Source organism: Mycobacterium helveticum, assembly GCF_007714205.1.
Lineage (GTDB): Bacteria > Actinomycetota > Actinomycetes > Mycobacteriales > Mycobacteriaceae > Mycobacterium > Mycobacterium helveticum.
On record NZ_VMQU01000014.1, the window covers coordinates 39313 to 61443 of the forward strand.

Below are 22131 nucleotides of genomic sequence, written 5' to 3' on the forward strand. Positions count from 1 at the left end.
GCCACCGTGACAAATCTTTTGGTGACTCACTACACCTGGCTGCTGGTGGCCCTGCCGCTGGCGGGTGCCGCGATCCTGCTGTTCGGCGGTCGGCGCACCGACGCCTGGGGCCACTGGCTGGGCTGTGCCGCCGCGCTCGCATCGTTCGGTGTGGGCGCGACGCTGTTCGCCGACATGCTCGGCCGTACCGCGGACGACCGTGCCATCCACCAGACGTTGTTCACCTGGATCCCCGTCGAGCAATTGAGAGTCGACGTCGGGCTCCAAATCGACCAGCTGTCCATGTGCTTCGTGCTGCTGATCACCGGCGTCGGGTCGCTGATCCATATCTACTCGGTCGGCTACATGAAAGAGGACGCCGATCGCCGTCGTTTTTTCGGCTACCTCAACCTGTTCCTGGCGTCCATGCTGCTGCTGGTCGTCGCCGACAACTATCTGGTGCTCTACGTCGGCTGGGAGGGCGTCGGGCTGGCGTCCTACCTGCTGATCGGCTTCTGGTACCACAAGCCTTCGGCGGCCACGGCGGCCAAGAAGGCGTTCGTGATGAACCGGGTCGGAGACGCCGGGCTGGCCGTCGGGATGTTCGTCATGTTCAGCACCTTCGGCACGCTGTCGTATGCCGGGGTGTTCGCCGGGGCACCGGCCGCCAGTCGCGGTGCGTTGACCGCGATCGGACTGCTGCTGCTGCTGGGCGCCTGCGCCAAGTCCGCGCAGATTCCGCTGCAGGCCTGGTTGGGTGACGCGATGGAGGGCCCCACCCCGGTGTCCGCGCTGATCCACGCAGCCACCATGGTGACCGCCGGCGTGTACCTGATCGTGCGGTCCAACCCGCTCTACAACCTGGCGCCCGACGCGCAGCTGGCCGTCGTCATCGTCGGCGCCGTCACGCTGCTGCTCGGGGCGGTCATCGGCTGCGCCAAGGACGACATCAAGCGCGCGCTGGCCGCCTCGACGATGAGCCAGATCGGCTACATGGTGCTCGCCGCCGGCCTCGGCCCGGCGGGCTACGCGTTCGCGATCATGCACCTGCTCACCCACGGCTTCTTCAAGGCCGGGTTGTTCCTGGGCTCCGGCGCGGTCATCCAGGCGATGCACGAAGAGCAGGACATGCGCCGTTACGGCGGCCTGCGCGCCGCCCTGCCCATCACGTTCGCCACGTTCGGGCTGGCCTACCTGGCGATCATCGGTGTGCCGCCGTTCTCGGGATTCTTCTCCAAGGACGCCATCATCGAGGCGGCAATGACCTCGGGCGGCACCCGGGGTTACGTGCTGGGCGGGGCCGCGCTGCTGGGTGCGGGCATCACCGCGTTCTACATGACACGGGTGATGCTGATGACCTTCTTCGGCCATAAGCGGTGGGCGCCGGGCGCGCACCCGCACGAGGCGCCGGCGGTGATGACCTGGCCGATGATCGTGCTGGCCTTCGGCTCGGTGTTCGCCGGTGGTCTGCTCGCGGTGGGCGGGACGCTGCAGCGCTGGCTCAAGCCCGTCGTGGGAGCCCACGAACCGGCCGCGAACGCCCTGCCGTCCTGGGTCAGCACCGCCCTGTCGCTCGGTTTGGTCGCCATCGGAATCGCGGTGGCCTACCGGATGTACGCCACCGCACCCATCCCGCGAGTCGCCCCCTTCGCGGTCAACCCGCTGACGACGGCCGCACGCAGAGACCTCTACGGCGATGCCCTCAACGAGGAGGTGTTCATGCGCCCCGGCGCCCAACTGACGCACGCGCTGGTCGAATTCGACGACGCGGGCGTGGACGGCTCCGTCAACGCCCTTGCGGCGCTGGTGAGCGCGACGTCGGACCGGCTGCGCGGCTTGCAGACCGGGTTCGCGCGCAACTACGCATTGTCCATGCTGGCGGGCGCCGTCCTGGTGGTCGCGCTGATCCTGGCGGTGAGGTTCTGGTGAGCGGGGCTTTCATGACCAACCTCCCCTGGCTGAGCGTGCTGTGGCTGCTGCCACTCGCGGGTGCCGTGCTGGTCATCCTGCTGCCGCCCGGGCTGCGGCAGCTCGCCAGGTGGGCCGGCCTGGTGTTCGGCCTGCTGACGCTGGCGGTGGCGGTCGTGATCACCGCCGGCTTCGAGGCCGGCGGCCCCACCTACCAGTTCGTCGAAAGCCATTCGTGGATCCCGGCTTTCGGGGCCGGCTACACCCTGGGCGTCGACGGCATCGCCGTGGTGCTGGTGCTGCTCACCGTGGTGCTGATCCCGGTGCTGCAGGTGGCCGGATGGACGGACGGAGGCGGACGCACTCACGACGATGGTGGCGACCCGCCGCGCTCGACTTCGCCGAGCTTGCGGTCCTCACGCGGCCCACACGCCTACATCGCCCTGACGCTGGCGATCGAGTCGATGGTGCTGGTCTCGGTGATCGCCCTGGACGTGCTGCTGTTCTACGTGTTCTTCGAGGCCATGCTCGTCCCGATGTACTTCCTGATCGGCGGCTTCGGTCAGGGTTCGGGCCGGTCGCGCGCCGCGGTGAAGTTCCTGCTGTACAACCTGTTCGGCGGGCTGATCATGCTGGCCGCGGTGATCGGGCTGTATGTGGTGACCGCGGAGCACGGTGCGGGCACCTTCGACTTCCGCACGATCGTGGACGCGGTGCACAGCGGGCGTCTGGGCGTCGACCCCGCGGTGTTCAAGGCGCTCTTCGGAGGCTTCATGTTCGCGTTCGCGATCAAGGCGCCGCTGTGGCCGTTCCACCGATGGCTGCCCGATGCCTGCGTGGAGGCCACGCCCGCGACCGCGGTATTGATCACGGCGGTGATGGACAAGGTCGGCACCTTCGGCATGTTGCGCTACTGCCTGCAGCTGTTCCCCGACGCCTCGACGTATTTCCGGCCGCTGATCGTGACGCTGGCCATCGTCGGCGTCATCTACGGTGCCGTCGTGGCGATCGGCCAGAAAGACATGATGCGCCTGATCGCCTACACCTCGATCTCGCACTTCGGGTTCATCGTCGCGGGCATCTTCGTGATGACCAGCCAGGGCCAGAGCGGGTCGACGCTGTACATGTTCAACCACGGCCTGTCCACCGCGGCGGTGTTCCTGATCGCCGGCTTCCTGGTTTCTCGCCGGGGCAGCCGGTTGATCGCCGACTACGGCGGTGTGCAGAAGGTGGCGCCGGTCCTGGCGGGCACCTTCCTGGTAGCCGGCATGGCCACCCTGTCGCTGCCCGGGCTGGCGCCGTTCGTCAGCGAATTCCTGGTGCTGCTGGGCACTTTCAACCGGTACTGGCTGGCCGGGGCGTTCGGGGTGACCGCGCTGGTTTTGGCGGCCATCTACATGCTGTGGCTCTACCAGCGGGTGATGACCGGGCCGCTGGCCGCGGGCAGCGAAAAGATCACCGACCTCAAGGCGCGTGAACTGCTCGTCGTCGCACCGTTGATCGCGCTGCTGATCGGTCTCGGGGTCTACCCCAAGCCGGTGCTGGAGCTGATCAACCCGGCCGTCGCCAACACGATGACCACCATCGGCCAGCACGATCCCGCGCCGAGCGTGCCGCCGGGCACCGGTCTACCCCGCACAGCCGAAGGACCGCACCGATGATCCTGCTCCCCTCCCCCAGCATCGAGTACTTCCTGCTGTCCCCGATGCTGATCGTGTTCGGCGTCGCGGTGGCCGGCGTGCTGGCCGAGGCGTTCGTGCCGCGCAGGTTCCGTTACGGCGCCCAGGTGAGCCTCGCCCTCGGCGGTCTGGTGGCGGCGTTCATCGCGGTCGTCGTGGTGAGCCGCTCGGTCTGCACGTCGGGGCGCACCGCGGTGCTCGGCGCGATGGCCGTCGACCGCACCGCGCTGTACCTGCAGGGCACCGTGCTGCTGGTGGCCGTGCTCGCGGTCATCTTCATGGCCGAACGCACGCAGTCCAAGGCGGAAAGCAGGGCGGCCGTGGGTGCCGCACGGGCGGCCGGCCTGGATTCCTTCACCCCGCAGGCCTCCGCGGTGCCCGGCAGCGACGCCGAGATCGAGGCCGAGCGGGCGGGGGCCGCGCAGACCGAACTCTTCCCGCTGACGATGCTGTCGGTCGGCGGCATGATGGTGTTCCCCGCGTCCAACGACCTGCTGACCATGTTCGTCGCGCTGGAAGTGCTGTCGCTGCCCCTGTACCTGATGTGCGGGCTGGCCCGTCATCGCCGCCTGCTGTCGCAGGAGTCGGCGATGAAGTACTTCCTGCTGGGCGCGTTCTCGTCGGCGTTCTTCCTCTACGGGGTCGCGCTGATCTACGGCGCGACCGGCACGCTGCTGCTGCCCGGCATCCGCAAAGCCCTTGCCGCCCAAGCCGACACGTCGATGGCGCTGGTCGGCGTCGCGCTCCTGTCGGTCGGCCTGCTGTTCAAGGTCGGCGCGGTCCCCTTCCACTCCTGGATTCCCGACGTCTACCAGGGCGCGCCCACCCCGGTCACCGGACTCATGGCGGCGGCCACCAAGGTCGCGGCGTTCGGCGCGCTGCTGCGGGTGGTCTACGTGGCGCTGCCGCCGCTGCACGACCAGTGGCGGCCGGTGTTGTGGACGATCTCCATCCTGACCATGGCGGTGGGCACGGTCACCGCGGTCAACCAGACCGACGTCAAGCGGCTGCTGGCCTACTCGTCGGTCGCCCACGTCGGTTTCATCCTCACCGGCGTCATCGCCGACAGCCATTCGGGCCTGTCGGCCACGTTGTTCTATCTGCTCGCCTACAGCTTCAGCACGATGGGGGCGTTCGCCATCGTGAGCCTGATCCGCGACGCCGACGGCGTCGAGGACGCCACCGTGTCGCACTGGGCGGGGCTCGGGCAGCGCTCACCCATTGTGGGCGTGATGTTCTCGCTGTTCCTGCTGGCCTTCGCCGGCATCCCGCTGACGAGCGGGTTCGTCAGCAAGCTGGCCGTGTTCCGGGCCGCCGCCCAGAGCGGGGCGGTGCCGCTGGTGGTCGTCGGTGTGATCGCCAGCGGGGTCGCCGCGTATTTCTATGTGCGCGTGATCGTGTCGATGTTCTTCACCGAGGCGACCGAGGACACGCCCCACGTGGTCGCGCCCGGCATCCTGAGCAAGGCCGCGATCGCCGTGTGCGCCGTGGCCACCGTGGCGCTGGGGGTGTTCCCGCAGCCGCTGCTCGACCTGGCCGACCACGCCGCGCACCTGCTGCACTGAGCCGGCCGCCCCGCCGGGCCGTCAGCCCTGGTTGACGCAGTGTTGTCCCCGGGGTTCCGTACGCCCGAGGTCAAGGTGGCCCCGCTGGCATTGGTGGCCGCGTTCGCGATGCCAGCGTTGTTCGCGCCCGAGTTGTCGATGCCGGTCAGCTGGGTGCCCGAGTTGTCGATGCCCCTATTGCCGTCGCCGATGTTGCCGAATCCCGCGCTCGGTACCCCGATGGCGCCGGTGCTCGTGTTCTGGTATCCGGAGACCTCGACGCCCGAGCTGTAGAACCCGGAGACGGCGGTGCCGATGCCCGAGACCGTGCCGGCCTGCGTGCACGAGCTGCCGATACTCGTGTTCAGGCTGCCCGCGTTGCCCAGGCCGGTTCCGGGGTTCCCCGAGTTTCCAGCGCCAGGTGTTGGGGGGTGTCGGAGGCGGAGAAGCCGACGTTGCCGGTGGACTCGCCCGCGTACGCGCCGGTGGTCCCCCGCCGGCTGGTGCCACCGGGGTTGAACGCCCCATGTTCGTCAAGCCCGAGTCGAAGGCCCCATCTCGGAGGCACCGGAGTTGTAGCCCCGGAGTTGTCGAACCCGTTGTCGTGGTAGCCGGCGTTCTGGAAGCCGAAAGGTTGGGTGCCCGCGGTCGTGAGCCCGGCCAGTGTCGACGTCAACGAACCGAACGGTGCTGCGGCAGAACTCAACTCGGCTGCCAGGCCGTCCCACGCCGCGCCGCCTCAAGCATTCGGGGGCGAACCGGTCACCGCGAACATCAGCAGCCAATAGATCTGCGGCGACAACGCCGAAAAGCTGCCGACGCGACTCCCGTTCGCAGGCCACCCCACACCGGTCAGGACGGATCCGGTCAGGACGGATCCGGTCAGGACGGGGCAGGAAAGCCGCGCGATGAACGGTTCGACACATTGTGGGAAGGCCCGTTGTCGGTGGTGCGGCCCCCGACTAGGGCGGTGCTGTTTTGGTCAGCGGATTTCGGCGTGCCTGAGCGGATTTAGCGCGGGCGGGCGGCGAGGATCAGATGCGTGGCTTTGGGACGGGAGAATCGGCAGGGCCGATTCGATGACGTGATGCTGCTGGTCGGTGATCAGCTGCCGGCGAGCAGTGTCTATCGGCTGCTGGCCGAGCACGGTGGGGCGCTGTTCGGTGATGACTATTTCGCCGACTTGTTCAAGCGCTCCGTGCTGGGTCGGCAGCCGGTGCCAGCGCGGGTAATGGCCACGGTGATGCTGCTGCAGGAATACGAGGGGCTTTCGGATCGGGAGGCCTGCGACCGGCTGGCATTTGATCTGCGCTGGAAAGCGGCCGCGGGGTTGACCGTGGACGCCGAGGCATTTCATCCCACGGTGCTGGTCGGCATGCGCAACCGGCTACGCGCATCCAAGCGGCCACGCCGGTTGTTCGAGGACGTCAACACCATCGCGCGAGCGGCGGGGTTGTTGCGCGGACGCCGGCGGGTGCTGGATTCGACGCCGCTGTTGGATGCGGTGGCCACTCAGGACACGGTGATCCAACTGCGAGCTGCGATCCGCAAACTACTCACGGTCGCCGATCGGGCCGATCCGGAGTTGGCCGGTGCCGTGCGCACCGCGCTGACCCGCGACGATGACGACACCAGCTTGGGCAAACCGCCATGTGACTGGGACGATCCCAAAGCTCGCGAAGCCTTGGTGGATGCACTGGTGCAGGACGCCAACGCCGCACTGGATGCCTGCGATGGTCGCGAGCTTGACGGGACACTCAGTGAGGCGGTCGAGTTGTTGGCACTGGAGGCCGGCCAAGACGTCGAGGCCGGCGACGACGGGGTTTTTCGTATCGCCCGGCGGGTGGCCCGCGATCGGCTGATCTCCACCGTCGATACCGAAGCCCGCCATGGACACAAGTCGCGCGCGCGGACCTTCGATGGCTGCAAGTCCCATCTCGCTATCGACCCCGACGACGAGCTGATCACCGGAGTGGCCGTCACCCCGGCCAACGCCGCCGACCGTGAGGTCATCGACGAGCTGCTGGGCAACCCCGCCACCGACACCACAAGTGCTGCACCCGACGCCGACGCCGACGCCGACGCCGACGCCGACGCCGACGCCGATGCCGATGCCGATGCCGATGCCGATGCCGATGTAACGATCACGGTGAGCAGGTGCACAACGAGTCGGAGCCGAATGTCTTTGAGGTATATGGTGATTCGGCTTACGCCGATGGAGCCACCCTCGATGAGCAGACCCAACGCGGTCATGACATGCGCGCCAAGGTGCCCCCGGTGCGCAACGCCAACGGCTATTCCAAAGACCAGTTCCGCATCGACCTGGCTGCCAGCACCGTCACCTGCCCAGCCGGGCACACCGTGGCCATCAGCACCGGCCGGCGTCAGCAGATAGCTCACTTCGGGGCATTGTGTGAGTCGTGTCCGCTGCGGGCGGGCAGACTGCACCAAAGCCCGCCGTGGACGGGTGATCACCATCCATACCCATGAAGCCGCCCTACAGCACGCCAAAGCCCGCCAACGCGATCCAGACTGGCAGGCCGATTACCGAACGTATCGGCCGGTCGTGGAAACGCAAGATCAGTCACTTCACCCGTCGCCCCTGGGGTGGCCGCAAGGCTCGGTGCGGCGGACAAAAACGCATTCTGACCGACATCTTGGCAAGAGCAGGAGCCATCAACCTCGCTCGATTGGCCACCCTGGGCCTGCATTCAGACGCCGGGGGCTGGGCCATCGCCTGATTCGGGACCACCGGGCCATCAGGCCGCCTGGCGATCCCGTTGATATCAGCCAGCGAAAGCCCCCCAACCGTCGAGACCCCGATACCGCAAAACCCCCGCCCTGCTGGAGGCCACTACATCAGCGGCGTCCTAGGTGAACGGCCGCGCGGCCAGCACGAAAATCGCCAACGCGCCCGGCGGGGCCACAAGCGGCAACCACGGCGACTGCAGCGGGAACGACGCCGCAACCAACCCGGCCGACGTAAAGCACAGGGCGGCAACCCACGTCGCCCTGCTGCCGACGACAACGGCGGCCGACGCACCGGCGGCGTGCCGGGACACCAGATACGCCGCGGCGCACAGCCCCGCCAGGCCGACGGGCACGGGCGGCGGGCCGGACAGCGCGATCGTGACCACCACGAGCAACACGGCAAGCGTTGCGGCGGCGCGGAACACCGTCCCGACGGCGACCGCCGTCAAAGCCGCCGCGCCCGCGACCATCGCCGGCCCGTGCGAGCCCGCGGCGACCGACACCACCATCAGCAGACCGGCCGCGATCGACACCGCGGGAATGCCCACCCGTGCCGCGCCCGCGATGCCCGCGCTCATCCCCGCAGCCGTCCCCGCACCCGGTGCCGACGGTCCGGCAGCACGCCCATCGCCTGCTCCAACGCGGCGCCTTCCCGCCACGGCACGATGTCGACACCGACGGCGGCCATGTCGCGATACATGGCGGAGCGCTGCAGCGCCCACAATTCGTCCACCAGGGGGTCGCGCTCGCCCTCGAACGGGGAGCGGTCGAGGATGTCGACCGCCAGGACGACGTGCCCGCGCCGGCGGAGGTCGATCAACGCCAGCGCGAACTCGGTGTCGAGCAGCGTGGAGAACGCGATGACGATCGCCCCCGCGGGGACGGCCGCGCGCGGCGCCAGCGTGCCGGTGGTGTCCTCGAAGTGCTCGCCGGCGCCCAGCACGGTGTCGAGCACCCGGAAGAACTGGCGCTGGCCGATGTCGGCGCCGAGCCATCGCGGGCGGTTGCCGCCCAGGGCGACGATGCCGGCGCGATCACCGTGCCGCAGCGCCGTCTGCACCACCTGCGCCGCTCCGCGGACGGCCCGTTCGGTGGCCTCGGTGGCCGGGCCGGCCGGCTGACGATAGGTGTCGATCAGCACCACCACGTCGGCGGCGCGGTCGGTCAGCCGTTGCGTCACGTGCAACGCGCGGCGGCGCGCGCTCACCGGCCAGTTCACCGCCCGCAACTGGTCGCCCGGCACGTAGGGGCGAATGTCGGCGTATTCGACGCCCGGGCCGGCGTGCCGGGTCAGGTGTGCGCCCAGGCGGTCGAGCAGCTCGGTCTGCGGGATCGGCGTCGACTGCGGCGGCGTCAGCGGGAACACGATGACGGCGGCGACGTCGACGGTGGCCGTACCGGTCAGCAGCCCGCCCCGCGCGACCACGTCCACGCGGGCCCGCACGCAGTACCGGCCCCAGCGATGCGCCGTCGCCGCAACCGTTTTCGCCGCGCCGCCATCGGAGTCGAGGACTTCGAGCCGCATGCCCGCGACGGCCGGGACCGCCAGCTCGACGGTTATGGCCCCGGCGTCGTCGGTGGTCGCCCACACCCTGAGCCGCACCTGCTCGTCTTCGAAGCAGCGCTGCGACCCGGGTTCGCCGTGCACGCGGATCGGGGGCACCGGACGCTGCCAGCTGATCGAGCACAGCATACCGAGCAGCGGTGCGGCGAACGCGATCAGTTGCCACCGGTCGCCGATCACCGCGGCAACCAGCGCAGCCGCCGCACACGTCGCGACCGCCAGCGTCAACGGGGCTGCGCGCCAGCGGAACTCGACCGCGCGGGCCTCCATCACGCCGGGCCCGTCACGCCGGGGCCGTCACGCCGGGCCCGGCGTGGCTTGACCGTCGCCGCCGCCGGTGCGGGGCACCGGCAGGCGCCGCAACAGTTCTTCGACGACGTCGGCGCCCTGGATCTTTCGCACCCACATCTCGGGCCGCAGCGTGATCCGGTGCGCGACCGCCGGGATCGCCAGCGCCTTCACGTCTTCGGGAATCACGTAGTCCCGCCCGAGCAACAACGCACGGGCACGGGCCAGCTGGACCAGGTCGAGCTCGGCACGCGGGCTGGCACCGACCGCGACCTGCGGATGGTGCCGGGTGGCCGCGGCCAGCGACACCACGTAGCGCAGGACGTCGTCGTGCACGCTCACCTGTTCCACCGATTCGCGCATGGCCAGCAGATCGTGCGCGTCCACCACCTGATCGACCACCGGCTCGGCCGAACCGCGTTCCAGGCGCCGGCGCAGCATCGCGGTCTCGTCGCGCTCGGAGAGGTAGCGCAGTTCCAGCCGGATCGCGAACCGGTCCAGCTGCGCCTCGGGCAGCGGGTAAGTGCCCTCGTACTCGATCGGGTTGTCGGTCGCCAGGACGATGAACGGCGTTGGGAGCTGGTGTGTTTCGCCGTCGATGCTGACCTGGCGTTCGGCCATCGCCTCCAGCAGGGCGGCCTGCGTCTTGGGCGGGGTGCGGTTGATCTCGTCGGCGAGCAGCAGGTTGGTGAAGATGGGTCCGGCGCGGAAATCGAACCGGCCCGACTGCATGTCGTAGATCGTCGAGCCGAGCAGGTCGGCCGGAAGCAGGTCGGGCGTGAACTGCACCCGGGTGAACCGCAGCCCCAACACGGCGGCGAAGGACCGCGCGATCAGCGTCTTGCCGAGTCCCGGCAGGTCCTCGATCAGCACATGCCCGCGGGCGAGCACCGCGGTGAGGATGAGCGTGAGCGCCGAACGCTTACCCACCACCACCCGTTCGATCTCGTCGATCACCGCGCCGCAGTACGCGGTGGTCTTGTCGGCCGGCAGCGCGGTGGGCAAGGTCATACCTGCTCCAGCTTCCGTAGGATCGCCTCCAGCGCGGCGCGGCCGGGGCCGGGCCCGCGGTCACCGCCGCGGGTGACGTTGTCGGGATTGACCCAGTCCCAGAGTTCGGCTCCGAACAGCATCCGGCCGCTGGCGTGATACGCGGCGGAATCCTTCGAAAGCCTTTGCCCGGTGGCGAGCTCGTAGCGCCGCGCCAGCATCGGTCGCAGATGGCGGTCCCAGTCGGCCCGCGTCGAGTCCGACCATCGGATGGTCGTTTCCGTGTTGGCGACCCAGCGGCGCAGCGAGTCCCCAAGGTCGTCGGTGCCGGGTTCGTCGTCGGGTTGCGGTCCCCTTCCCACGACGCGGCGGACGTTGAGCAGCACCAGCGCCAGCGCGACACCGGCGGCCACGAGCACGAGCGCGCGGTCGGGCAGCGCCAGCGCCAGCAGTTCCACACTGACGATGAGGCAGAGGCCAAGGATGACAATCCTTTTCATGCGTGGCTCGCGGATCGGAGCTCGCCGAGCACCAACTGCAGCAGTCGTACCGCGACGTCGCGGTGGCCCTCGTTCATCACGTGCGGGCTGAACCGCGCCTCGCCGAACAGGTCGACCAGCTGGATGGCGTTGTCGGCGTGCAGCGCATGGCGCTCGACGGCGCGGGCCAACACCTCGGTCGGGGTGTCGAAGTCCTGCGGGACGGCGCCCGGCACGTTGGCGAGCTCGCGCTCCATCGCGGCGTAGCAGGCGATGATCGCCTCGCGCGGTTCCCGGCGCAGGTCTGCCATCTCGGCCAGGCCGCGCTCGGCGGCCCGCACCAGCGAACCCGAATTCGTTGGCGGCGCAGGGGATTCGCGGTCGTCCACGGCCGTTAGGCCGGGCGTCTTGGCGCGCCAGCGCCGTCGCGACTCGAGGATCGTGCCAACGACGAGGATCGGCAGCAGGGGCAGCGTACAGGCGATCAGGACTCCGGACATGTTGCCGGAGTTGCCCTGTGGGGGTTGCCGGGGCGATGCGGATCCGGCGTGCGCCGGGCGCTGCGACGCGCTCGTGGACCCCGGCGCGGGGGGCGTGACGTCGTGCCCGGCCGCGACCCGGGTCAGCAGCGTCAGCACCAGCAGCAGGCCCGCGATCACCCCGAGGCCGATCAGCAGCACGCGCCAGCCCGGCCGGCCGGTGCCGGTGCCGAGCAGCGCGGGCAGGTCCGGCCCACCGGGTGCGAACCCTCGCGGATCGCGCAGCCGCGCGACCACGGCGATCGCGAGCAGCGTGACCGTCCCGGCCAGCGCCGCGACGACGGCCGTCCAGGCCGCGGGGTTGCTGCCCGCGTCGGTGCGGGGGGCCCGGTCGTGGGCCGGAAGGTAGCCGCGCAGCGCCGCCGCGACGACGAGCAGGAGCACGATCAGCGCCAGGACCCGCGCCGTCGGTTTGTCACTACCGGGCATCTCGTCACTACCGGGCATCTCGTCACTACCGGGCATCGGCACACCACTCGACCGGTTCACCGCCGCCGTTGCGGCTTGGGTTTTTCATACTGGCACGCCGGGCGGCCGCTTCGCCAGGGCCGCCGGCGCCGGCCGGGCAGGTCGCGCGTCATCCACAGTCCGCGTTTCATCCACAGCCCGACCGAACGCCATGGTTGTACGAACATATGTTCGATAGCGTGGGGTCATGGTCGCGTTGGGCCCCGAACAGGCACGAGAGCGGATCGGCGCCGCCCTCGACGCGATCGACGCCGCGCACGACACGCTGCGCGAGACCTCCTCGGATGTGGTCGGCAACGCCTTCCGGGTCGGCGTGGCCGAGCGGCTCGAGACTCAGCACCGCACCAACCGCGGCCTGATGTACCGGTTCTTCGCCGAGATCGCCGAACCGCCCGACGGCAGCCAGTGCGTGCCGGCGGAACGAGAGAGGCTGTGGGCCCGGCTGCGCATCCCGCCGCGGGAAATCAAACGCCGCTTCAAGCTCGCCGCGCGGATCCGGCCGCGGCGCTCGTTGACGGGCCAGCCGCTGCCTCCGGAGCTGCCGGATCTGGCCGCCGCGGTCGAGGCGGGCGACATCGGCGAGGACCACATCCGCGCGGTATGCGACGCGGTCGACGTGCTGCCGTCCTGCGTTTCGCCCTCCGACGTGGCGGATGCCGAGCGAACGCTGGTGCGGCACGCGCGGAAACTCGATGCCGGCGTCGTCGCCAAGCTCGGTCAGCGGATCGCGGACCACCTCAATCCCGACGGGCTGTTCAACGACGAGGATCGGGCCCGCCGCCGCGCGCTGCGCCTGGGCCCGCAGGGGCCCGACGGCATGTCGCGGCTGTCGGGGTTGATCGACCCCGAGGCTCGGGCGTACTTCGAGGCCATCGAGGCGGCCGTGCGTCCGGGCCGCCACCAGACCGACGACACCGAGCCCGGCGCGCGCGACGAGCGCACACCCGCCCAGCGCTGCCACGACGCGCTCAAGCTCGGGCTGGAGGCCGCGATCTCCTCCGGCCGGCTCGGCGTGCACCGCGGCCACCCCGTGACGGTGATCGTCACCACCACGCTGGCCGAACTCGACCGGGCCGCCGCCGCGGCTGCCGACGAGTCGGTCCCGATGCCCCCGCCCGCGCGCACCGGCGGCGGCTCCAGGCTGCCGATGCCGGACCTGATCCGCATGGCCGCCGAGGCGATTCACTGCCTGGCGGTGTTCGACGAGCACACCGGCCGGCCGCTGTACCTGGGCCGCCAGAAGCGGATCGCGACAGCCGATCAGCGGCTCATCTGCTACGCCCGCGACCGGGGCTGCACGCGCCCCAATTGCCTTGAATCGGGCTATAACTGCGAAGTTCACCATTCACCGGACTGGGCCGAAGGCGGCCGCACCGACGCGGATTCGTTGCATTTCGCCTGCGGCGGCGACCACGGCGGGGCGAGCCGCGGCGAGTGGCGCACCGAGGTCACCGGCAACGGTCGACTCGGCTGGACCAACGGCGACGGCCCGCCGGAGATCAATCACGCGCACCATCCCGAGGAACTCCTGCGCAACGATCCCGACCCGCCTTCCGAACGCGACGGTTGAGGCGCTGAAACGGGTTTCGCCGCCGGTTCGCCGGGTAGCGGTCCAGGGCCCGGATCCGCTCGACCCAGATCGATCGAGAATGGGGGAACCATCATGGACATCACGGACAGGCCCTGCACCGGCCCCCGCTGCGCGCACGCAGGCCACCACGCACGGGACCAGCTTCCCGCCCGACGAGCCGGCGCCGCCGGGCCCGCCCGGCGCCTGAGCCCGGGCCCGAGCAGGGCCGCTCAGTCGCGTTCGAACGGCCGGAAGCTGCCGTCGAGGACCTGCAGATGGCCGATCGTGCGGCCCGTCACCTTGCCCGGATCGACCAGGGTCAATTCGACTGCCGCACGAGCGAATTCATCGGCGTCGGAGGTGTCGCCGAACTCCCGGGCGTAGTACGCCAGCCCCGGGGTCAGGATGGGCTTGGACGGCGACAACGCATTGACCGCGACGTGGTGCTCGGCGAGGTCGTAGGCCGCGCACTGGGTGAGGTGCTCGAGCGCCGCCTTCGACCCGCCGTAGCCGGGCAGCACCCCCCCGCCGCGGTCGGGGTAGGGCCCGTCGCCGGGCAGTCGGGACGCGATGGAGCTGATGTTGACGACCGAGCCCCCGCCCGCGTCGATCATGTCGGGGCACACCCGCTGCATCAGCTCGTAGGCGGCGAAGACCGCGATCTCGAAGTGCCGGCGGTACGCGGCCAGGGGGATGCTGACGAACCCGGGCCAGCCGGGCTTGGCGCCACCCGCCGTGGCCGTCGGCTTGGTGCGCGGCGCGGCGCCCGGCGCCCGCGGGCGCCCCGGCGCGGTGAAGGCCGCATTGTTCACCAGGATCGTGATGGGCCCCAGGGCATCCCGTGCCGACTGCACCAATCGCCCGACGTCCTCGCGGTCGGTCAGGTCGGCCCGGACCGCGACGGCGCGGCCGCCGGCCGACTCGATCGCTGCGACCGTCTCGCCGATGGTCCCCGGCAGCCTCTCGTCCCACACCTGCTCGGTGCGGCCCGCGACGGCAACGGCCGCACCCTCGGCCGCGAGAGCCACGGCGATCGCGGCGCCCAGGCCGCGGCTGCCGCCGGTGACGATCGCGGCCCGCCCCTCGAGCCGGCCCGTCATCGCCGCACCCCGTGCACGACGATGGCGGTGGTCTGGTCCACCCACGCCTCGTCGAGTTCGTCCTCCGGGCGCAGCAACATCCGCAGCATCGTCGCTCCTCCGATCAGCTCGATCAACCGGTCCGGGTCCACGTCGGCGTGCGCCTCGCCCCGCTTGACGGCCTCGCCCAACCGCAGGCGCACCGCGGCGAACACGTCGACGAAGCGCGACATGACCCGCGCGTTGAGGGCGGGGTCGGCGGTCATGTCGGCCACCAGGCCGGGCAGCGCGGCGCGCACGATTGGCGTGGTGAACACGTCGCGGGTGGCCTCGATCATCATCCGGACGTCGGCGGCGATGTCGCCGGCCGGCGCATCCAGCGCGGTGGGGGCCGTCGGGAAGGCCGCCTCGTGCACCAGTTCGGCCTTGCTCGACCACCGCCGGTACAGCGCGGATTTCGTCGTGCCGGCACGCTCGGCGACCGCGGCCAGGCTCAGATTCGAATAGCCGATCTGCACAAGCAGTTCCGCGGTTGCCGATAAGATGGCCGAATCGATGCGCGGGTCCCGCGGTCGGCCGGCGCCGGGGGCCTTGTCAAGGGCGGACGGGTCTGCTTTCATATCGCTACCTACCGTATCGTAATTGCCCCTATCGTATGCCGCGAAAAGCCGCGAACAAGTCTCAAAGAATGGAGGCCCCCGTGGCCACCGAACCTGTCCTCGACAAAGTCGACCGCCTGCAGCGCTCGAGCCGGGACGTCACCACCCTGCCGGGGGTGATGTCGCGATGGCTGTCGACCGTCCTGCCGGGCGGCGCGACGCCGGAGGTCACCGTCGAGAGCGGCGTGGATTCCACGGGCATGTCCTCGGAAACCATCATCCTGACCGCCCGCTGGCAGCAGGACGGGCAGCAGATCGAACAGAAGCTCGTGACCCGGGTGGCCCCCGCCGCCGAGGACGTGCAGGTCTTCCCCAGCTACCGGCTCGATCACCAATTCGAGGTGATACGCAAGGTCGGCGAGCTCACCGAGGTCCCCGTTCCGCCGGTCCGCTGGCTGGAACCCACCGGCGGTGTGCTGGGCACGCCGTTCTTCGTGATGGACTACGTCGACGGCGTGGTGCCGCCCGACGTCATGCCCTACACCTTCGGCGACAACTGGTTCGCCGACGCGCCCGCCGAACGACAGCGCGAACTGCAGGACGCCACCGTCGGGGTGCTGGCCAAGCTGCACGCAATACCGAACGCCGCCAAAGAATTCGGGTTCCTCACCGAGGGCTCCGAGGGCGACACCGCCCTGCGCCGCCACTTCAACTGGGTGCGCTCCTGGTACGACTTCGCGGTGCCCGACATCGGCCGCTCACCGCTGCTGGAGCGGACGTTCGCATGGCTCGAAACCCACTGGCCGGCCGAGGCGGCCGCCGGCGAAACCGTGCTGTTGTGGGGCGATGCCCGGGTGGGCAACGTGTTGTACCGCGACTTCCAGCCGGTGGCGGTGCTGGACTGGGAGATGGTGACGCTCGGCCCACGCGAACTCGACGTGGCGTGGATGATATACGCGCACATGGTCTTTCAAGAACTCACGGGCCTCGCGGGCATGCCGGGCCTGCCGCAGGTGATGCGCGAGGACGACGTGCGCGCCACCTATCGATGGCTCACCGGCGTCGACATCGGCGACCTGAACTGGTTCTACGTCTACTCGGGCGTGATGTGGGCCTGTGTGTTCATGCGCACCGGCGCCCGGCGCGTGCACTTCGGCGAGATAGAGCGGCCCGACGACCCGAATTTCGCGGAATCGCTGTTCTACCACGCCGGACTGATGCGCCGTTTGATCGGCGAGGGTCTCATCGGAGAGGACCGGTAATGCCGCCGTCACTTGGCCCGCTCGACGAGTTCCCCATACACCAGATCCCCCAGCCGATCGCGTGGCCGGGCCCCTCGGACCGCAACTTCTACGACCGCTCCTATTTCAACGCCCACGACCGCACCGGGGACATCTTCGTCATCAGCGGCATCGGCTACTACCCGAACCTGGGCGTCAAGGATGCGTTCATGCTGGTCCGGCGCGGCGACACCCAGACCGCGGTGCACCTGTCCGACGCCATCGACTCCGACCGCCTCAACCAGCACGTCAACGGCTACCGCATCGAGGTCGTCGAGCCGCTGCGCAAGCTGCGGCTGATCCTCGACGAAACCGACGGCATCGCAGCCGATCTCACCTGGGAGGGCCTGTTCGACGTGGTCCAGGAGCAGCCACACCTGATGCGGTCCGGCAACCGGGTGACGCTGGACGCCCAGCGTTTCGCCCAGCTGGGCGCCTGGAGCGGCCGCATCGCGATCGACGGCGACGAGATCGCCGTCGACCCGGCGACCTGGATCGGCAGCCGCGACCGGTCCTGGGGCATCCGGCCGATCGGCGAGCCCGAGCCGGCGGGCCGCCCCGCCGACCCGCCCTTCGAGGGCATGTGGTGGCTGTACGTGCCGATGGCGTTCGACGAGTTCGCGATCGTGCTGATCATCCAGGAAGCGCCCGACGGCTTCCGCTCGCTCAACGACTGCACCCGGGTGTGGCGCGACGGCCGCGTCGAGCAGCTGGGCTGGCCGCGAGTGAAAATCCACTACCGCTCCGGCACCCGCATCCCGACCGGGGCGACCATCGACGCCACCGCCCCGGACGGCACGCCGGTGCACTTCGACGTCGAGTCCAAGCTGCCCGTCCCCATCCACGTCGGCGGCGGCTACGGCGGCGACTCCGACTGGCTGCACGGAATGTGGAAGGGCGAGAAGTTCGCCGAACGGCTGACCTACGACATGACCGACCCGACGATCGTCGCGCGGTCCGGGTTCGGCGTCATCGACCACGTGGGCCGGGCGCTGTGCCGCGACGGCGACGCGGGGCCGGTGGAGGGCTGGGGACTCTACGAGCACGGCGCGCTGGGCCGCCACGACCCGTCCGGGTTCGCCGACTGGCTGTCGGTCGCCCCGTAGCCGCTTGGGGGTGGAAGCTGGGCATTCCCGCCCGGGTGCGGTTCACTGGACGGCGTGACAGCTCCGCCCCCGAACGCCGGCCCCCCTAACGCCGGCAGCTGGAACGTTGACGTCGTCGTGGTCGGTGCCGGCTTTGCCGGCTTGGTCGCCGCGCGGGAACTGACCCGACTGGGCCATGACGTGGTGGTCTTCGAGGGCCGCGACCGCGTCGGTGGCCGCTCGTTCACCGGCAGCGTCGCCGGGCTGCCCGCCGACATGGGCGGCACCTTCGTCGGCCCCACCCAGGACGCGGTGCTGGCGTTGGCCGCCGAACTGCAGATCCCGACCACACAAACCCACCACGACGGCCGGAGCATCATCCAGTGGCGCGGGTGGGCGCGGCCCTACCGCGGCACCATCCCCAAGCTTTCGCTGGCCGGGCTGATCGACATCGGCCGGCTGCGCTGGCAGTTCGAGCGGATCGCCCGCCGCATCCCGCTGGCGGCCCCCTGGGACGCGCGCCGCGCCCGCGAGCTCGACGCCCAGTCGCTCGGCGACTGGTTGCGCTCGGTGCGCGCCTCCGACTCCTCCCGCGACCTGCTGGCGATCATGGCCCGGGTGACCTGGGGGTGCGAGCCCGACGACGTGTCCATGCTGCACGCGGCCCGCTACCTGCGCGCCGCCGGGGGCCTGGACCGCCTCCTCGACGTCGAAAACGGTGCGCAGCAAGACCGTTTTCCGGGCGGCACGCAGCAGATCGCCGAGGCGGTGGCGGCCGAACTAGGCGCCCGCGTCGTGCTCGGCGCCCCGGTGCGGCGCATCGAGCGCCACGGCGCAGGGGTCACGGTCACATCCGACCGGGTCCGGGCCGAGGCCGGATTCGTCGTCGTCGCCGTCCCACCCGCCCACCGCGCGGCCATCGAGTTCACTCCCCCGCTGCCGAAGGAGTACCACGACCTCGCCCGGCACTGGCCGCAGGGCCGCCTCAGCAAGGCTTATGCGGCGTACTCCACACCGTTCTGGCGGGCCGACGGATATTCCGGCCAGGCGCTGTCGGACGAAGGCCCCGTCTTCATCACCTTCGACCTCAGCCCGCACGCCGACGGGCCGGGCATCCTGATGGGTTTCGTCGACGCCCGCGCGTTCGACTCGCTGCCCGCCGAGCAGCGCCGCCGCGACGCGTTGCGCTGCTTCGCGTCGCTGTTCGGCAACGACGCGCTCAAACCTCTCGACTATGTCGACTATTGCTGGGGCACAGAACAATTCGCGCCCGGTGGCCCGACGGCGGCGGTGCCGCCGAAGTCGTGGACCCGGTTCGGACGGTACCTGCGCCGGCCGGTCGGACCGATCCACTGGGCCGGCACCGAAACCGCCGACGAATGGACCGGATTCCTCGACGGCGCCGTCCGGTCCGGCCGCCGCGCGGCCGCCGAGGTCGCCGCCCTGCTGTGAGCGTCCCGCTATGAACTGATGTGCCGCACCCGCACGTCGCGGCTGACCGATCCGGCGAGCTCCCGCAGATGGCGGGTCACCTCGGCGGGCCGCTCCAGCATCGAGCAGTGGCCGCCGGGCAGCTCGACGAGGCCCACGACGTTGGGCGCGGACCGCGCGATCGCGCGGGACTGGCTGATGGGCGTCAGCCGGTCGCGCTCGCTGCCGATCACCAGCGTCGGCACGGTCAGGCCCGCAAGGTCGAGGTACCGCGACCCCAGCGACCCGACGAGCATCCGCGCGCAGCCGCCGCGCCCCGCGGGCGAGGTCTGCGCGAACAGCTCGTAGACGAGCCTGGCCGCGCTCGGGTCCGCGTCCTTGGCGACGGCCAGCATCGCGACCAGGTGGCGACTCGGGATGCGGGCGACGCCGGGCAGCGGGAACCCGCCGAACGCGCTGATCAGCCCGCGCGCGACCAGGTCCCGCGCCGGCGACAACCCGCGCGGCACCGGCAGCAGGCTCACCTTGCTGACCAGGTCGCCGGTCGTGGTGTTGATCAGGGCCACCGCGTCGGCGCGCCGCTGCACCTTGTGGCGGTACCGCGCGGACCAGGCCGCGATCGCGATGCCGCCCATCGAATGCCCGGCCACCACCGCGCGTTCGTGCGGCGCCAGGGTCGCCTCCAGCACGCAATCCAGGTCGGAGGCAAGGGCTTTGAGGGTGTAGCCGTTGCCGCGCGGGACGCCGCTGCGCCCGTGGCCCCGGTGGTCGAAGGCGATCACCCGGTAGTCGGTGGCCAGGTCGGCGATCTGGTACGCCCACGCCCGGATCGCACAGGTGATGCCGTGTGTCAGCACGATCGGATAGCCGTCCGCGGGGCCGAACACCTCCGTGTGCAGCGGGGTGCCGTCGGCCGCGCGCACCGTCAGCGCCTGGCTTGGCGGCAACACATCGGACAGGGCAACATCGGACAGGGCATCGTCGCCGCGGGTGGATCGCCTGGGACTCATGCGGCTCTCCCCCTCCAGTGCGGCCACGCTGCCGCGGTTTCGGATGGCGCGAGTCTAACGTGACGCCGGCGTCAATTCCGGCACATTCGCCGAATTTCCACCGCGAATCCCCTTGGTTTCCGGTCCTATTCGGCGGTCACCACCCAGGAGGCGAGCAACCGCAGCGCGTCCGCGGACCGCGAGTGCGGTTCGGCCGTGTAGCCGAACAACGACAGCCCGCCCGGGCCGATGTCGAACATGTTGTAGATCAGCACCAGCTCATCGACGCCCGCGTGCCGGAACCGCTTGACGCCGTGGCGGTGCGCCTTGACGTTGTGCGCCGCCCAGCGCCGGCGGAAGTCTTCGCTGCGTGGCGAGCTCGCCGACGAGCCGGGTGACCGCCGGCGAGTCCGGGGAGCGCGCCGCCTCGCCCTGCAACAGGGAGACGGCATCGTCGGCGGCGACGTCCCACTCCGGGAAGACCCGGTCCGCGGCGGCGTCGAAGAAGACGAAGCGGGCCAGGTTCGGCGTCCCCCTGGTGCGGGCGAACAGCGGCGCGTGAAGCGCCCGTCCGAGCGCGTTGGCGGCCACGACGTCGAGATGCCCGCTGAGCACGACGGCCGGGGCGGTGACCATGCTGTCCAGCAGGTCCTGCACACCGTCGGGCACCGCCGGGCCCGAACGCCGCGGTGCCCGGGTCCGGTCGCCCCGGTTGGTGGCCGCACGCACCAGGTCGAACAGGTGCGTGGACTCCGCCTCGCCCAGTCGCAGCGCCCGCGCGACGGCGTAGAGCACCTCGTCGGAGACCCCGGTGACGTGCCGGCGCTCGATCTGGGTGTAGTAGTCGATGCTCACACCGGCCAGGTGCGCGACCTCCTCGCGCCGCAGCCCGGGCACGCGCCGGCGCCGGCCCGGCGGCAGCCCCACGTGCCCGGGCGTGAGCCGCGCGCGCCGGGTCATCAAGAAGTCCCTGATGTCGTTGGCGATATCCATGTCCAGGGCAAGGGATACCCACCCGGCCGCGTCGCCCCGCGGCTAGCGTTCCAGCGCCTCCGCGCACGCGTCGAGAATCGCCAGGAAGCTCGAGCGCAGCAGCCGACGGCTGAACGCCTCGAGCAGGCGCCCGCCCGCCCAGACGGGGTGGGTGTAGTTGGTCAGCCAGTCGACGTGCGTCCCGGGCCCGGCGCCCGCCGGGCTCAAAGGTGCCCTCAACGGTGCCGGGGTGAACGTCAGCGTTCCGCCCTCGTGATCGAACGGCGGAAACGACCGGACGATCAGATAGGTGTAGCTACGGGGCCGGTCGTAGGCCGTGATCTTTTCGCGGAACCAGGTGCCGACGCCGGTGACCTCGCGCACCGCACCCGCCTCGTGGCCGGGCGAGTCGTGGCCGGGCGAGTCCTTGGCGTAACCGGCCCGGAGCACCAGCGGGGCGGCGGCCAGATGGGCCGGCTCGGCAAGCCAGTCGAAAACCTGCTCCACCGGTGCGGGAATCGTTCGTTCCAGGTGAATCTCGACCATGGGGTCTCCCGCCGGGCAGTCACGCTACTGGTGACGCATATGCTATTAGCCGCCCTCCCGGGCGGCCCGGGAATCGTGGCACGCAACCGCCCGAATCTTTGCGCCGCGTGGCGGCACTCACGGTGAGAGCCGTAAGCGAGCTCAAAGGGAGTTTGCTGGTACCCCCTGAGCAGGGCGCCGCCACCGATTCCCCGCCCGCATGCGCCGCCGGTCCGACGTTCGCTCCGACGGCGTGGAGCAGCGCATTCGGGCCCGGGCGGGGCGGGCCCGCACACCGCCGGCCGGCGCCGACGAGGGCGCGCGGCGAGGCGTTAGCTGCGTGCGCGCGACCGGCGTCGCGCGGGTTTGCCGTGGCTGGGTTGGATTCGGTATAAACAAAGGACGCAGCCGC

18 protein-coding genes and 2 pseudogenes are annotated in these 22131 nt (G+C 70.5%); 9 read left to right on the plus strand and 11 right to left on the minus strand.

What is annotated here, in order from left to right; all coding sequences use genetic code 11:
• The first annotated feature begins 6 nt into the window (after window positions 1-6).
• Genes nuoL through FPZ47_RS05390 form a run of 4 tightly spaced genes read left to right on the plus strand, consistent with a single transcriptional unit; the run spans window position 7 to window position 5404 of the window.
• Entirely contained in the window at window positions 7-1908 is a 1902-nt protein-coding gene (gene nuoL, locus FPZ47_RS05375) for an NADH-quinone oxidoreductase subunit L (protein WP_144949428.1), read from the plus strand.
• Between the two features lie 11 nt (window positions 1909-1919).
• Window positions 1920-3548 carry an NADH-quinone oxidoreductase subunit M gene (locus FPZ47_RS05380; protein WP_144949538.1) on the plus strand — a complete coding sequence of 543 codons (1629 nt, stop codon included), beginning with the start codon at window positions 1920-1922 and terminating at the stop codon, window positions 3546-3548.
• The gene (nuoN, locus tag FPZ47_RS05385; protein ID WP_144949535.1) at window positions 3548-5131 is read left to right on the plus strand and encodes an NADH-quinone oxidoreductase subunit NuoN; all 1584 of its coding nucleotides are present in this window, start codon (window positions 3548-3550) and stop codon (window positions 5129-5131) included. The genes FPZ47_RS05380 and nuoN overlap by 1 nt, the downstream gene beginning before the upstream one ends.
• 39 nt (window positions 5132-5170) lie before the next feature.
• A complete protein-coding gene (locus FPZ47_RS05390) occupies window positions 5171-5404 on the plus strand; it encodes a hypothetical protein (RefSeq protein WP_144949424.1) in 234 nt (77 codons plus the stop codon).
• A gap of 70 nt (window positions 5405-5474) precedes the next feature.
• Here FPZ47_RS05390 and FPZ47_RS28875 read toward each other — a convergent pair whose 3' ends face one another.
• A complete protein-coding gene (locus tag FPZ47_RS28875; protein WP_210419836.1) occupies window positions 5475-5786 on the minus strand; it encodes a hypothetical protein in 312 nt (103 codons plus the stop codon).
• Between the two features lie 366 nt (window positions 5787-6152).
• On the opposite strand from FPZ47_RS28875, the pseudogene FPZ47_RS05400 reads away from it, so the two are divergent.
• Window positions 6153-7851, plus strand: a pseudogene (locus FPZ47_RS05400) (transposase).
• 129 nt (window positions 7852-7980) lie between these two features.
• Here the strand turns inward: FPZ47_RS05400 and FPZ47_RS05405 are convergent.
• The 5 genes from FPZ47_RS05405 to FPZ47_RS05425 are packed head-to-tail and all read right to left on the minus strand — an operon-like array spanning window position 7981 to window position 12150.
• Window positions 7981-8439: a hypothetical protein gene (locus tag FPZ47_RS05405; RefSeq protein WP_144949421.1), complete on the minus strand. Its 459-nt coding sequence runs from the start codon at window positions 8437-8439 to the stop codon at window positions 7981-7983.
• Window positions 8436-9695 carry a DUF58 domain-containing protein gene (locus FPZ47_RS05410; RefSeq protein WP_425461748.1) on the minus strand — a complete coding sequence of 420 codons (1260 nt, stop codon included), beginning with the start codon at window positions 9693-9695 and terminating at the stop codon, window positions 8436-8438. The genes FPZ47_RS05405 and FPZ47_RS05410 overlap by 4 nt, the downstream gene beginning before the upstream one ends.
• 27 nt (window positions 9696-9722) lie before the next feature.
• On the minus strand, window positions 9723-10724 hold the full coding sequence (locus FPZ47_RS05415) for an AAA family ATPase (RefSeq protein ID WP_144949415.1): 1002 nt from the start codon (window positions 10722-10724) through the stop codon (window positions 9723-9725).
• A complete protein-coding gene (locus FPZ47_RS05420) occupies window positions 10721-11203 on the minus strand; it encodes a hypothetical protein (RefSeq protein WP_144949413.1) in 483 nt (160 codons plus the stop codon). The genes FPZ47_RS05415 and FPZ47_RS05420 overlap by 4 nt, the downstream gene beginning before the upstream one ends.
• Window positions 11200-12150, minus strand: coding sequence for a DUF4129 domain-containing protein (locus FPZ47_RS05425; RefSeq protein ID WP_144949533.1), 951 nt, complete (start codon window positions 12148-12150; stop codon window positions 11200-11202). The genes FPZ47_RS05420 and FPZ47_RS05425 overlap by 4 nt, the downstream gene beginning before the upstream one ends.
• Window positions 12151-12376: 226 nt before the next feature.
• On the opposite strand from FPZ47_RS05425, the gene FPZ47_RS05430 reads away from it, so the two are divergent.
• On the plus strand, window positions 12377-13759 hold the full coding sequence (locus FPZ47_RS05430; protein ID WP_144949410.1) for a 13E12 repeat family protein: 1383 nt from the start codon (window positions 12377-12379) through the stop codon (window positions 13757-13759).
• A 230-nt stretch (window positions 13760-13989) separates the two neighbouring features.
• On the opposite strand, the gene FPZ47_RS05435 is transcribed toward FPZ47_RS05430, so the two are convergent.
• Both FPZ47_RS05435 and FPZ47_RS05440 read right to left on the minus strand, forming a co-directional pair.
• The gene (locus FPZ47_RS05435) at window positions 13990-14859 is read right to left on the minus strand and encodes an SDR family NAD(P)-dependent oxidoreductase (RefSeq protein ID WP_144949407.1); all 870 of its coding nucleotides are present in this window, start codon (window positions 14857-14859) and stop codon (window positions 13990-13992) included.
• A complete protein-coding gene (locus FPZ47_RS05440) occupies window positions 14856-15458 on the minus strand; it encodes a TetR/AcrR family transcriptional regulator (RefSeq protein WP_144949404.1) in 603 nt (200 codons plus the stop codon). Before FPZ47_RS05440 ends, FPZ47_RS05435 begins: the two co-directional genes overlap by 4 nt.
• An 80-nt stretch (window positions 15459-15538) precedes the next feature.
• On the opposite strand from FPZ47_RS05440, the gene FPZ47_RS05445 reads away from it, so the two are divergent.
• From FPZ47_RS05445 to FPZ47_RS05455, 3 genes are read left to right on the plus strand one after another with little or no spacing between them, the layout of a single operon-like run.
• Window positions 15539-16699 (plus strand): phosphotransferase family protein, encoded by a 1161-nt coding sequence (locus FPZ47_RS05445; protein WP_144949401.1) that lies wholly within the window; start codon window positions 15539-15541, stop codon window positions 16697-16699.
• Window positions 16699-17823: an Rv3169 family protein gene (locus tag FPZ47_RS05450; protein WP_144949398.1), complete on the plus strand. Its 1125-nt coding sequence runs from the start codon at window positions 16699-16701 to the stop codon at window positions 17821-17823. Before FPZ47_RS05445 ends, FPZ47_RS05450 begins: the two co-directional genes overlap by 1 nt.
• A gap of 54 nt (window positions 17824-17877) precedes the next feature.
• Window positions 17878-19254 (plus strand): flavin monoamine oxidase family protein, encoded by a 1377-nt coding sequence (locus FPZ47_RS05455; RefSeq protein WP_144949395.1) that lies wholly within the window; start codon window positions 17878-17880, stop codon window positions 19252-19254.
• An 8-nt stretch (window positions 19255-19262) separates the two neighbouring features.
• Here the strand turns inward: FPZ47_RS05455 and FPZ47_RS05460 are convergent, their stop codons facing one another.
• The 3 genes and pseudogenes from FPZ47_RS05460 to FPZ47_RS05470 form a co-directional block, all read right to left on the minus strand.
• The gene (locus FPZ47_RS05460; RefSeq protein ID WP_210419837.1) at window positions 19263-20243 is read right to left on the minus strand and encodes an alpha/beta fold hydrolase; all 981 of its coding nucleotides are present in this window, start codon (window positions 20241-20243) and stop codon (window positions 19263-19265) included.
• A gap of 125 nt (window positions 20244-20368) precedes the next feature.
• A pseudogene (locus tag FPZ47_RS05465) lies at window positions 20369-21215 on the minus strand (helix-turn-helix domain-containing protein).
• A 42-nt stretch (window positions 21216-21257) separates the two neighbouring features.
• Window positions 21258-21740 (minus strand): SRPBCC family protein, encoded by a 483-nt coding sequence (locus FPZ47_RS05470; RefSeq protein WP_144949392.1) that lies wholly within the window; start codon window positions 21738-21740, stop codon window positions 21258-21260.
• Window positions 21741-22131 lie beyond the last annotated feature (391 nt).